The following is a 12,677-nucleotide window of genomic DNA, read 5'->3' on the forward strand; positions in this document are numbered from 1 at the left end:
ATGCATAATCATATTTTACTTTTTTTTCCATAAAAAATGCCCCAAATAGTGTCTAACTTTTTGGGGCATGTCCAAAAATGAAATCTGGCTTTTTTATCTAATATGTTTTTAAAACTCCGCCTGTTTGAGTCATCAAAATTAATAACTTTCTATAAAAAAACTTGCATTAGTATTTTGATTTCCGAAAGAAAATCAGGAAACTTTTGTTTATTTTTACAACGTTTCAAAAAGAAATTCTATGTCAGATATGTTTCCGTTTTTATTGATTTTTATTGTTGCGCTCGCGATTGGTGTTTTCATTGGCAAGCTCATTTTCTCTGCTCGATTTCAATCGGAAAAAATTAGTTTAGAAGAAAAACTGATTGCATTTTCCACCCAATTCAATCAACTGAAAGAACAACTAATTGTAGACAAAATAACTTTTGAAAAGCAACTGGAAAACACCCATTCCCAAAAAGAAAGCATCAGGAACGAAAAAGACAGTTTAGCCATTCAGCTTTCAAAAAAAGAAGTTGATTTTGAGAATCTTTGGGAACGCAACAAAGAACAAAAAGAAGAAGTGGAAAAACTACAAGAAAAATTCACCAAGGAATTTGAGAATCTTGCCAATAAAATATTAGAAGAAAAGTCCAATAAATTCACGGAACAGAACAAGGAAAACATGAAAAATATCCTGACACCATTACAGGATAAAATTCAATTGTTTGAAAAAAAAGTTGAAGACACCCACAAAGAAAGTATTGATTATCATGCGGCATTACGCCAACAAATTCTGGGCTTACGCGAAATGAATATCCAGATGAGCAGGGAAACTATTAATCTAACTAAGGCTTTGAAAGGAGACAGTAAGATGCAGGGAAATTGGGGCGAATTAGTATTAGAACGCGTTCTTGAAAAATCAGGTTTGGAGAAAGGCCGTGAATATGAGGTGCAACAAGCCTTTACAACCGAAGATGGAAATCGTGTTTTTCCTGATGTTGTGATCAATCTGCCGGAGGGTAAAAAAATGATAGTTGACTCTAAAGTTTCTTTGACGGCGTATGAAAAATATATCAATGAAGAAGATGATCTACTGAAAATTGCCTATCTAAAAGAGCATGTCAGTTCCATCAAACGCCACGTAGAGCAACTTGGCAATAAGAACTACCATGATTTGTACCAAATAGAAAGTCCTGATTTTGTGTTGTTATTTATTCCTATTGAACCTGCTTTTGCCATGGCACTCAATGAGGATACGTCTTTATACAACAAAGCGTTCGAGAAAAACATTGTCATTGTTACTCCAGCAACTCTTCTGGCTACCCTGCGAACAATTGACAGCATGTGGACCAATCAAAAACAACAGGAAAACGCACTCGAAATTGCACGTCAAGCTGGTGCATTGTATGATAAATTTGAAGGTTTTGTGGCAGACCTAATCAAAATTGGAAAAAAAATAGACGAGAGCAAAATAGAATACAGCGGTGCGATGAATAAACTTGTAGAAGGAAAAGGAAATCTAATTGTGAGTGTCGAAAAATTAAAAAAAATGGGAGCTAAAGCGAAAAAATCACTTCCCGAAAGCATTATAAACCGAGCCGAAAAAAACGAAAATTAACTTTAAACTAAATCCTAATGAAAAAATTTATACTAATCCTTTCTGTATTGCTTGTAGTAACTGTTGCGGGTTATTTCACTTTTATATACAATGCTACGTACAGTGAAGGAGTTCGCTCCGGCGAATTAATAAAAGTGAGTCGCAAGGGCGTTGTATTCAAAACTTGGGAGGGCGAAATTAGTCAAGGCATTTCCGTTGCGCAAATTTTTTCTTTTTCGGTAATGGACAGTGAGGAAAAAGTAATAACGGATTTAAAGAAATTTGAAGGACAATACGTCCAAGTAACTTATATGGAACGATACAGAACTTACCCATGGTGGGGCGATTCACACTATTTTATTACTAATGTCAAGAAAGTTAATTCTCCCTTTAAAATCAAATAAATGAACAGCATTTTTAAAACAGTAGCATCATCTGACATTAGTATTTCAGAATTGATGTTACCCTCAAACACTAATTTCAGTGGCAAGATTCATGGTGGGTATATCTTATCCCTAATGGATCAAATTGCTTTTGCCTGTGCTTCAAAATTTTCAGGAAATTACTGCGTAACGGCATCGGTAGATACGGTTAACTTTCTTAAACCTATTGAAGTGGGTGAATTGGTAACCATGAAAGCCAACGTGAATTATGTAGGGAAAAGCTCTATGATTATTGGCATTCGGGTAGAAGCCGAAAACATTCAAACCGGAAAAATTAAACATTGTAATTCCTCCTATTTCACAATGGTTGCCAAAGATAAGGAAGGCAACAGTACCCTTGTTCCCAGATTGATCCTCACGAATCTCAATGAAGTACGCCGTTTTTATAATTGCATCAAACTAATAGCGTTAAAAGAAGAAAAAAATCTCCATAAAGAAGCGTTTGATTACCGTTCAGAAAAAGCACTAGAAAATATAAAAAAATATAATGTTCGGGTAGAATTATAATGTTGCAAACACTTATTATCCAAAAGACCAGCTGTTCTTTTGGACAATAAACCTCTAATTTCTTATTAAAAAAGAACAGATAAATTAACTTATCCAGTTGTTATTTCAAGCAAACAATAATTTTATATTTACTGCTTATTTTGTAACTTTAAGTAATTTAATTCATAAATCATTATGAAAAAAATTATACAAATAATGCTGCTCTTTACTGTAATAGCAACCACTGCTCAAGAAAAAATGGTATCCTATTCCGGAATCATTAATTTTGAGGCTTCAATCCCATTATTTGAAGAAGTGAACGCAATCAACGAGAAAACAACCTGTATTTTAATCACTAAGACAGGTCAGATCATTTGTTGGATTAGCATCAAAGATTTTAAGTTCAAAAAAAAAATGATGCAAGAACATTTTAACAATAATTATATGGAGAGCAACCGTTTTCCAACAGCCATTTTTAAGGGAAAAATTGCGAAATTCGATTTAAAAAACATAAATACTACTGTAGGAGAATATCAAATAAATGGAAAAATAACAATTCGTGGAAGAACTAAAAGGCTCCTTTTTAACGGAACCTTAAAAAAAGTAGATCAGGGAATTCAGCTATATGCCACATTTCCCCTAAATACGGATGATTTCAAGATTAAAATTCCGTTCATTGTTCGCAGCAAAATATCCAAAAATGTGAACACAAAAATCATTTGTGTCTTATATTAAATCTATTTTGTTAAACAATTTCTCAAAGCTCCTTCTAAGTTTTTAAATTTAAATTTAAACCCAGTTTGAGTTATTTTATCCGAAGAAACCCTTCGTCCCGTTAGTACAATTACCGCCATTTTCCCCATCGCTAATTTCAATACAAAAGCAGGTACATTTGGCAACCATATTGAATATCCAAAAACACATGCCAAGGTTTTAGAAAAAACGGTGTTTGTAGTATTATCAGTAATCGCTGCATTATACGGCCCAGCCATATTGGGATTGACAATTGCCTGAAAGTAGATCGCACACAAATCATCGATATGAATCCAAGGCATGTACTGCTCTCCAAATCCCAATGCAGAACCTAACCGATACTTGAATAAAGGAGTGAGTTTCATTAAAAAACCATCATTTTTTCCTAACACTAATCCGGTGCGAATTTTTACGGTACGTATATTTAAATTTTCTATAAAATCTATGGAATCTTCCCATTTCTGGCAGGTATATCCTAGAAAATCATTCGCAGGAGCCATGGTTTCTGAACAAATTTCTTCGCCATTGACAGCACCATAAATGCCTACTGCCGAAGCGGAAATAAACGCTTCTACTTTTTTATCATGCTTTTTTAGAACCGTATAAAGCAACTGAACAGATTGCTCCCTGCTATCAATAATAGCCGCTTTTTGTTTGGCCGTCCAGCGTCTCTCCCCAATATTCTCGCCAGCTAAATGTACAATATAATCGGCGTTCAAAACTGCCGCTTCATCAATAGTGTGATTTGCTACATCCCACTTATAATAAAACACAGCTTCTGTATTACGCTTTTCACTTCTACTCAAAATGGAAACTGTATACCCTTTTGCGACCAACAAAGCAGTTAAATTTTTTCCGATAAATCCCGAACCTCCGCTTATTAAAACATTCTTTTTCATAATACTGTAAAGCTACTGATTTATATTGATACTAAAATTATATTAAATTTTGTTTAACTTTATTGATATATGTTTAAACATTTATTACCTTTATACTCTAATTTGAAACACCGTAAAAATGGCTACTAAAAAAACAACCGTAACAAAAGACAAAATAGTTTCGTTCTACATGAATTATGTTCTTGAACACAGCGAGAAACCAAAATCAGTATATCATTTTACAAAAATAAATGATTTTACAGAAACTGAATTTTATGCTTTTTTCGGTACAATTGAAAGTATTGAGAAAGAAATTTTTAAAATGTTTGTAGAAAAAACTACTGACTTACTGAACAAAAATAAGGAATACGAAATGTATGACATGAAAAGTAAAATGTTAAGTTTTTACTTTACATTTTTTGAGATCCTGACTGCTAACAGGAGTTACGTTGTTCTTGTATTAAAGGAGCACAACAATCAGTTGAAAAAACTAATGCAACTCTCTGGGCTCAGAAACAGTTTCAGAAATTATTTATCTGAAATAATCTCAGATGAATTTAGAACACAACAGGAAAAACTGCAAAACTTTCAAGAGAAATCCTTTCAGGAAGCATCCTGGATTCAACTTTTGTTAACGCTAAAGTTTTGGTTGGATGATGCCTCAGCTGCTTTTGAGAAAACAGACATTTACATTGAAAAATCTGTTAAAGTAACTTTTGAATTAATGAATATCGCACCGATAGACAGCTTAATCGACTTTGGAAAATTCATTTTCAAAGAAAAAATATACAACAAATAATGAAAACTATAGATTATATTCCAACATCAAAAATTGAAAGAGCAACTAAGCTGGTACAAACCGGTGCTAAAGTTGGCGTAAATTACCTAAAATATTACGGTGAAAAAATAGTCAATTCTGATTTGACCCGTGAAAAATTAAACGAGGACAATGCCGAGGATATTTACGACGGACTCAAAAGCCTTAAAGGAAGTGCGCTCAAAGTAGCACAAATGTTGAGTATGGATAAAAGTTTTTTGCCTCAGGCTTATGTAGAAAAATTTTCACTATCCCAATTTTCTGTTCCACCACTTTCAGCTCCGCTAGTACTGAAAACCTTCAAAACAAATTTTGGGAAAACACCTCATGAAATATTTGATGAATTCAATGCTACATCTAAAAATGCAGCAAGTATTGGGCAAGTGCATGTTGCCATGAAAGACGGTAAAAAACTAGCTGTAAAAATTCAATATCCCGGAGTGGCTAACAGCATCTCCTCTGACTTATCGATGGTGAAACCTATTGCCATCAGAATGTTTAACCTTCAAGGAAAAGATTCTGATAAATATTTTAAGGAAGTTGAGGACAAATTGATTGAGGAAACTAATTATATATTGGAATTAAAACAAAGTCAAGAAGTAGTTGACGCCTGCAAAAAAATAGAAAATCTGGTTTTTCCGGAATATTACCCTGACTTTTCAACAGACAAAATCATCACAATGGACTGGATGAATGGCAAACATCTCTCTGAATTTACAAAAACAAATACCAATCAGGAAGTAGCAGACAAAGTTGGTCAGGCTTTATGGAACTTTTATATGTACCAAATTCATATTTTAAGAAAAGTACACGCTGATCCACATCCTGGAAATTTCTTAGTCAACGATGCAAACCAATTAGTAGCATTAGATTTTGGTTGTATGAAACAAATTCCAACAGAATTTTACACCCCCTATTTTGAGCTGGTAAGTAAAGATGTAATTAACGATACTAAAATATTCAATTCAAAATTATTTGAATTAGAAATTTTACGTGCTGATGATTCTGATGCAGAAATAGCCTATTTCACAGAATTGTTTCATGATTTATTATCGTTGTTTACCAAACCTTTTCAAGAGAAAATATTCGATTTCTCGGATGAAAGTTTTTTTGAAAGTATCGCACAATTGGGGGAACGCTTTTCAAAAGACACTAATCTTCGAAAAATGAACGGGAATAGAGGTTCTAAACATTTTATTTACATGAACAGAACTTTTTTTGGCTTATACAATTTGATGTTTGATTTGAAAGCGAAAATAGTTGTCAATGAATTTGAAAAATACAAGTAGTGAAAAAAGAAAATCTGCTTTCAAAAATGTGTATGGTCTGCAACCGGCCATTCAGCTGGCGGAAAAAATGGGAAAAAGTTTGGAACGAAGTTAAATATTGTAGTGAAAAATGCAAAAGAAACAAAAAGGGTTAGTTTGGTTTAGGAATGATCTTAGAGTTCATGATAATGAGTCTCTATCTACTGCGATGGAAGAAAATGACAATGTAATTGCAATTTATTGCTTTGACCCACGACATTTTGAAGAAAAAGAATATGGTTTCAAAAAAACAGAAAAATTCCGTGCTAAATTTCTATTGGAATCGGTAGCGGCTTTAAAACAAAATCTAAAAAATTTGAATGTTTCTTTATTGGTTTATCACCAAAAGCCAGAAGACTGTATTCCAGCGATTGTCATTCAAAACGAAATTAGTTCGATCTATTTTCAAGAAGAATGGACTTCTGAGGAAATTATAGTTTCCGATAACATAAAAACTCAGGTTCCAAATTCAGTAGCGTTTAAAAGTAGTTATAATCAGTTCTTATTTCATCCGGAAGAAATACCGTTTGCTATTGAAGCAGTTCCAAATGTTTTTACACAATTCCGAAATAAATGTGAAAAAACGACAAAAGTCAGACCTGAGTTTTCAGTTGAACCGTTGTTAATTGATAATTACACCATAGACCAAACTGTTATTCCTACGATAAAAAATTTAGGGTTTACTGATTTTGAAATAAATTCCAGAACGGCATTTCCTTTTGGTGGTGGTGAAGATGAAGCAATGAAACGTTTGCAAAATTATTTTTGGAAAACCAAAAAACTGAGCGTTTATAAAGTAACTCGAAACGGATTAATTGGAACTGATTTTAGTTCGAAATTTTCACCTTGGTTGTCTAATGGATCAATTTCTGCAAAAACTATTTATTGGGAAATTTTGAAATATGAACAACAAATCGAGAAGAATGACTCAACATATTGGTTGGTTTTTGAACTAATTTGGAGAGATTATTTTAAATATATTTCGTTAAAAAATGGAAATTCAATTTTTAAGATTGGCGGAATTTTAAACAAAAAATATGATTGGAAAAGAAACAAGTATGCCATCAATAAATGGATTAATGGTGCAACTGAAGAACCTTTTATAAATGCAAATATGCTTGAATTACAACAAACAGGTTGGATGAGCAATCGCGGCAGACAAAATGTAGCGTCGTATTTTGCAAAAGATCTGCTATTGGACTGGCGTATAGGAGCGGCATACTTTGAAGCAATGCTTATTGATTACGATGTTCACAGCAATTATGGAAACTGGATGTATGTTTCAGGAGTAGGCAACGATCCCAGAGATCGAAAATTTAATATTAAATTACAAGCCACGAATTACGACGGACAATCAAAATTTCAAAAATTATGGCTACAACAACAATTATTATTATAAAAAATAAATGAATACAAATAAAAAAAATATCAATGTAGTTTGGTTCAAAAGAGATCTTCGTTTGCAGGATAACGAAGCAATTTTTAATGCCACAAAAACAGATACGCCTACTTTGTTGCTTTATGTGTTCGAGAAATCTTTAGAAAATGATTCGCATTACAGTTCTAGACACTGGAATTTCATCAAGCAGTCCCTTGTTGATATCAATAAGCAGCTGGAGCAATCGAACACGCAGGTTTTAGCAGTCTCCTCAGAAGTTCTTCAGGTATTTAATATCCTTGAGGAAACATACAAAATTGATACTGTTTTTTCGCATCAGGAAACAGGGTTAAAAATTACTTACGAAAGAGATAAAACCTTCAAACGATTTTGTAAAAATAATCAGATCAATTGGGTTGAAAATATTAATAATGGCATTTTCAGGGCATTGAGAAACAGAGCAAACTGGGTTTCTAAATGGGAAGAATATATGAATGAATCATTATTTATTTTCGATTCGAAAGCAGAGAATTTCCTTAATATGGCAGCAATTAATGAGCTTGAAAAAGCACTAGAAAAAACCAATCTGGAAACCATTCCCGATACTATTTTCCAAAAAGGAGGTAGCAGTATGGCTGGAAAGTATTTACAAACATTTTTTGAGGAACGGTATCACAATTACAGTTCTCATATTTCAAAACCATTACTAGCTCGAAAAAGTTGCAGCAGATTATCCCCTTACATTGCTTGGGGAAATCTATCTTCCAGACAGGTTTTACAAAAAGCAGCGACATTCAGACTCAACTGCAGCGACAAAAAACAAATTGATTCGTTTGTATCCAGACTGACTTGGCAGGCACATTTCATTCAAAAATTTGAAATGGAAGAAGTCATGGAGTTTGAAAGTGTGAATAAAGGATTCCATTCGTTGCAAAAGAAAGTGAATGAAAATTATATTAAAGCTTGGAAAACGGGATACACCGGATTTCCATTAGTCGATGCTTCCATGCGTTGTTTGAACGAAACAGGGTATTTGAACTTTAGAATGCGTGCAATGTTAGTTTCCTTTTTTACTCATAATTTATGGCAACCTTGGCAGAACGCTACAGAACATTTATCTCAAATGTTCCTTGATTTTGAACCCGGAATTCATTTTCCTCAATTGCAAATGCAGGCTGGCGAGACCGGAATCAATATGTTGCGTATTTATAATCCCATAAAAAACAGCTATGAGCACGATCCTGATGGTGAGTTTATAAAAAAATGGGTTCCAGAATTGCGAAACTTACCTAGGGCATTTGTGCACGAACCAAATAAAATGACCTATTTAGATCAAAAATTTAATGAGTTTGAAGTGGGCATTCACTATCCAAAACAAATTGTAAACATGGAACGAACAAGAAAATATGCTAGCGATTTATTATGGAAAATGAAGAAAAATCCATTAGTAAAAGAGGAAAGTTCCCGGATATTAAAACTCCATACCATGGCTGATATTGGCGATAGCGAATAATTTTTCAGCGATAAGCACAAAGAAATCAAGACCACTTTTAAATAACATATTGTGAATATAAAAAAAGAACTTACCGATTTAGACAAAGACCGAATCATAGAAATGGCTTGGGAGGACCGCACGACTTTTGATGCAATTTTAATGCAATTTGGATTAAAAGAGCAAGAAGTAATTGACCTGATGCGTACCGAGATGAAACCATCCAGTTTTAGAATGTGGCGCGAAAGAGTGCAAGGTCGTAAAACAAAACATGAAAAATTAAGAGATTTTCGCGAAGGCCGCTTTAAATGTACCATGCAAAGACAGATTAATAACAATAAGATTTCCAAACGATAAATTGGATTCAATAAACGACAAAATCAAAATAGAATTTAAATAACTGACCAAATAACATGAAAAATATCGTAATCATTGGCGGAAGCAAAGGAATTGGCAATGCCATTTTGTTGCAGCAATTAGAGACAAACATGGTGTATAACATCAGCCGAAATGCACCAGAGATCACACATCCCAATCTGAAACATTTTTCAGTAAATGTGTTACAAGATACACTTCCGGAAATTGAAGCGATAGATACATTAATTTATTGTCCGGGTTCTATCAACTTGAAACCCATAGGAAGTCTTAGTATTGACGATTTCAGAACAGATTTTGAAATTAATGTTATTGGTGCCGTAAAAGCGATCCAAAAATATTTGCCTGTTTTGAAAAAAGGAACCAATCCATCCATTATTTTGTTCAGTACGGTTGCTGCAAAATTAGGAATGCCGTTTCATGCAAGTATTGCTACTGCAAAAGCGGGTGTGGAAGGATTAGTGAAATCATTAGGAGCAGAACTAGCTTCAGTAGTGCGCATCAATGCCATTGCTCCCACAATTACGGAAACGACACTAGCCGCAGGAATTTTGAGAAATGACCGTATGAAAGAGAATATGATAGAACGCCACCCGATGAAAGGCTATTTGAAACCTCGGGAAGTAGCACACATGGTAGACTTCCTGATATCTGAAAATGCAAAATCAATTTCAGGTCAGGTATTCGAAATGGATTACGGAATAGTGACTTTTAAAATCTAAACAAGTTATTGTTAACCACACAAAAAAGAAAAATTAACCATTAAGAAATTAAGCTTATATATAAAGAATGATTGTTTTTTTTAAATCTATAAATGGTTTGTTTAAACAAGAATCCAAAAAAAAAATAGCCAAAATTAAAATTGAAATACAGTATACCATGATAAAAGAAATGAGAAGTTACGAGAAAGTCGAGCAATATGATGCAGAAATAACCGAAGCATTAGCTGAAAATTATAAAACCATAATTAGTGATTTGGGTGAAGATGTAACCAGAGAAGGACTTGAAAAAACTCCAGAACGTGTAGCCAAAGCCATGCAATATTTGACGCACGGTTACGGCTTAGATCCATTAGAAATATTAAAATCGGCATTATTTAGTGAAGACCACCATCAAATGATTGTGGTAAAAGATATTGAAGTATATTCGATGTGTGAACACCACATGTTGCCGTTTTTTGGAAAAGCGCATGTTGCTTATATCCCTAATGGTAAAATTGTTGGTTTGAGTAAAATACCAAGAGTGGTGGATGCTTTCGCCAGAAGGATGCAAGTGCAGGAACGGTTGACAGATCAGATAAAAAATTGCATTCAGGAAGCTCTGAATCCGCTTGGAGTAGCGGTAGTAATTGAAGCGCAACACATGTGTATGCAGATGAGAGGAATTCAAAAACAAAACTCAGTTACTACCACTTCCTCTTTTACAGGCGCGTTCGAAAAAAATAAAACCAGAAGAGAATTTATTAGTTTGATTTCTACTAAACTGAGTTAAATTTAATTTTTACAACTAATTAAACAGATTAAAAGTGGCTAAAAAAATGCAAAAACCCAAAATAAACTACCTCGGGGCAGGGCCCCAGAGGTATTAACTAAATAACTGTCACAGATTTTCAAAAATCTTTTTAATCTGTGAATCTGTGGCAAAAAAAAATAGAAGTAGAGCTTCGAGGAATTAAACCTGAAAAGATTAAAATGGGATCAATTAAAGCGGTAAGGTAGTATCTTTACGATATGATGGCAAAATATAGAAACTTATGAAAATTCTCTTAACAGGTGCAACAGGTTACATCGGGAAACGACTCTTACCCCTATTGTCAGGACAAGGGCACGATATAATCTGTTGTGTAAGAGATAAAAACAGATTTAATTGTCCGGTCGAATATCAAAAAAATATTACCATAATTGAGGTAGATTTCCTAAATCAAGAAACATTGACAGCTATTCCAGAAACTATTGATGCGGCGTATTATCTGATTCATTCCATGTCAGGTTCAGCTGCTAATTTTGATGAATTGGAAAGTGAATCGGCTCTAAATTTTGTGCATCGCTTGAATAAAACCAAAGCCAAACAAGTAATTTATTTGAGTGGAATTATCAACGATAAATCATTATCCAAACATTTATCGTCGCGAAAAAAAGTAGAAGAAATTTTGAATACCGGTACTTTTCCCACTACTACTCTAAGAGCAGGAATTATTGTAGGTTCTGGAAGTGCTTCGTTCGAAATAATTCGGGATTTAATCAATAAACTGCCTGTAATGATTACCCCAAAATGGCTGAATACTAAATGCCAGCCCATTGCAATTCCGGATGTTCTTGAATTTTTATCCAAATCATTATTAAACCCCGTTACTTATAATCAAAGTTTTGATATTGGCGGACCTGATATTTTAACGTATAAAGAGATGCTTTTGGGTTTTGCAGAAGCCAAAAAGCTAAAACGATGGATCTTTACTGTTCCTATAATGACGCCAAAATTATCTTCCTATTGGTTGTATTTTGTAACCTCAACATCTTATCGACTGGCTTCAGCACTGGTCAGCAGCATGAAAGTAGAAGTTGTTTGCAGTGATAATAAAATCAATGAGTTATTGCATGTTACGCCAATGACCTACAAAAAGGCACTTTCCCGTGCTTTGATAAAAGTAGATGAAGACAAAGTAGCTTCGAGCTGGAAAGATTCCCTCATTAGCGGCCGTTTCAACAGTAACATGTCAGAATATTTGAAGGTTCCAAAAAAAGATTGCTTTATAGACCGACGCAAAATGGAAATCATAGACCGAGAATACACTATAAATAAAATCTGGTCCATTGGTGGAGATTCCGGTTGGTATTATGGCGATTGGCTTTGGAGTTTACGAGGTTTTATTGATAAATTATACGGAGGTGTAGGTAGTAGAAGAGGAAGAACCAACAGACACGAGATTCATTCTGGTGATGCTTTGGATTTTTGGCGCGTACTATATGCCAATAAACAAGAAGGAAAATTAATCTTATTTGCCGAAATGAAGCTACCTGGTGAAGCGTGGCTGGAATTCAAAATAATAGGAAATACGCTGTACCAATCGGCTACTTTCCTCCCAAAAGGGATTTGGGGAAATTTATATTGGTATTCTGTTTTGCCGTTTCACGGGTTTATATTTAATGGCATGCTGAACAAATTAATAAAATAA

At 34.0% G+C, this 12,677-nt stretch carries 14 protein-coding genes; 13 read left to right on the plus strand and 1 reads right to left on the minus strand.

The window, feature by feature from the left end; all coding sequences use genetic code 11:
- Positions 1–238: 238 nt before the first annotated feature.
- From rmuC to EKL99_RS09240, 4 genes are all read left to right on the plus strand, one after another.
- Positions 239–1,597 (plus strand): DNA recombination protein RmuC, encoded by a 1,359-nt coding sequence (gene rmuC, locus EKL99_RS09225; protein ID WP_126556090.1) that lies wholly within the window; start codon positions 239–241, stop codon positions 1,595–1,597.
- A 17-nt stretch (positions 1,598–1,614) separates the two neighbouring features.
- The gene (locus EKL99_RS09230) at positions 1,615–1,980 is read left to right on the plus strand and encodes a 6-phosphogluconate dehydrogenase (RefSeq protein ID WP_126576822.1); all 366 of its coding nucleotides are present in this window, start codon (positions 1,615–1,617) and stop codon (positions 1,978–1,980) included.
- Complete coding sequence (locus EKL99_RS09235; protein WP_126455565.1) at positions 1,981–2,526, plus strand: acyl-CoA thioesterase; 546 nt, start codon at positions 1,981–1,983, stop codon at positions 2,524–2,526.
- 174 nt (positions 2,527–2,700) lie between these two features.
- Positions 2,701–3,240 carry a YceI family protein gene (locus EKL99_RS09240; RefSeq protein WP_126576823.1) on the plus strand — a complete coding sequence of 180 codons (540 nt, stop codon included), beginning with the start codon at positions 2,701–2,703 and terminating at the stop codon, positions 3,238–3,240.
- A 2-nt stretch (positions 3,241–3,242) separates the two neighbouring features.
- Here EKL99_RS09240 and EKL99_RS09245 read toward each other — a convergent pair whose 3' ends face one another.
- On the minus strand, positions 3,243–4,157 hold the full coding sequence (locus tag EKL99_RS09245) for a TIGR01777 family oxidoreductase (RefSeq protein ID WP_126576824.1): 915 nt from the start codon (positions 4,155–4,157) through the stop codon (positions 3,243–3,245).
- Between the two features lie 118 nt (positions 4,158–4,275).
- On the opposite strand from EKL99_RS09245, the gene EKL99_RS09250 reads away from it, so the two are divergent.
- The 9 genes from EKL99_RS09250 (at position 4,276) to EKL99_RS09290 (ending at position 12,677) form a co-directional block, all read left to right on the plus strand.
- Complete coding sequence (locus tag EKL99_RS09250; RefSeq protein ID WP_126455559.1) at positions 4,276–4,935, plus strand: TetR family transcriptional regulator C-terminal domain-containing protein; 660 nt, start codon at positions 4,276–4,278, stop codon at positions 4,933–4,935.
- Positions 4,935–6,242 (plus strand): AarF/ABC1/UbiB kinase family protein, encoded by a 1,308-nt coding sequence (locus EKL99_RS09255; protein ID WP_126576825.1) that lies wholly within the window; start codon positions 4,935–4,937, stop codon positions 6,240–6,242. The genes EKL99_RS09250 and EKL99_RS09255 overlap by 1 nt, the downstream gene beginning before the upstream one ends.
- A 26-nt stretch (positions 6,243–6,268) precedes the next feature.
- On the plus strand, positions 6,269–6,376 hold the full coding sequence (locus EKL99_RS09260; protein ID WP_370273044.1) for a DUF2256 domain-containing protein: 108 nt from the start codon (positions 6,269–6,271) through the stop codon (positions 6,374–6,376).
- Complete coding sequence (locus EKL99_RS09265) at positions 6,352–7,659, plus strand: DASH family cryptochrome (protein ID WP_126576826.1); 1,308 nt, start codon at positions 6,352–6,354, stop codon at positions 7,657–7,659. Before EKL99_RS09260 ends, EKL99_RS09265 begins: the two co-directional genes overlap by 25 nt.
- A 7-nt stretch (positions 7,660–7,666) precedes the next feature.
- Positions 7,667–9,151 (plus strand): cryptochrome/deoxyribodipyrimidine photo-lyase family protein, encoded by a 1,485-nt coding sequence (locus tag EKL99_RS09270; RefSeq protein ID WP_126576827.1) that lies wholly within the window; start codon positions 7,667–7,669, stop codon positions 9,149–9,151.
- A gap of 51 nt (positions 9,152–9,202) precedes the next feature.
- Positions 9,203–9,487 carry a TIGR03643 family protein gene (locus EKL99_RS09275; protein ID WP_255416288.1) on the plus strand — a complete coding sequence of 95 codons (285 nt, stop codon included), beginning with the start codon at positions 9,203–9,205 and terminating at the stop codon, positions 9,485–9,487.
- Positions 9,488–9,543: 56 nt separating this feature from the next.
- Positions 9,544–10,227 (plus strand): SDR family NAD(P)-dependent oxidoreductase, encoded by a 684-nt coding sequence (locus EKL99_RS09280; protein ID WP_126561746.1) that lies wholly within the window; start codon positions 9,544–9,546, stop codon positions 10,225–10,227.
- Positions 10,228–10,384: 157 nt separating this feature from the next.
- On the plus strand, positions 10,385–10,996 hold the full coding sequence (gene folE / locus EKL99_RS09285) for a GTP cyclohydrolase I FolE (protein ID WP_231507417.1): 612 nt from the start codon (positions 10,385–10,387) through the stop codon (positions 10,994–10,996).
- 262 nt (positions 10,997–11,258) lie between these two features.
- On the plus strand, positions 11,259–12,677 hold the full coding sequence (locus EKL99_RS09290; RefSeq protein ID WP_126576828.1) for an SDR family oxidoreductase: 1,419 nt from the start codon (positions 11,259–11,261) through the stop codon (positions 12,675–12,677).

The sequence above is a fragment of the Flavobacterium sp. ZB4P23 genome, assembly GCF_003970375.1.
Classification (GTDB): Bacteria; Bacteroidota; Bacteroidia; order Flavobacteriales; family Flavobacteriaceae; genus Flavobacterium.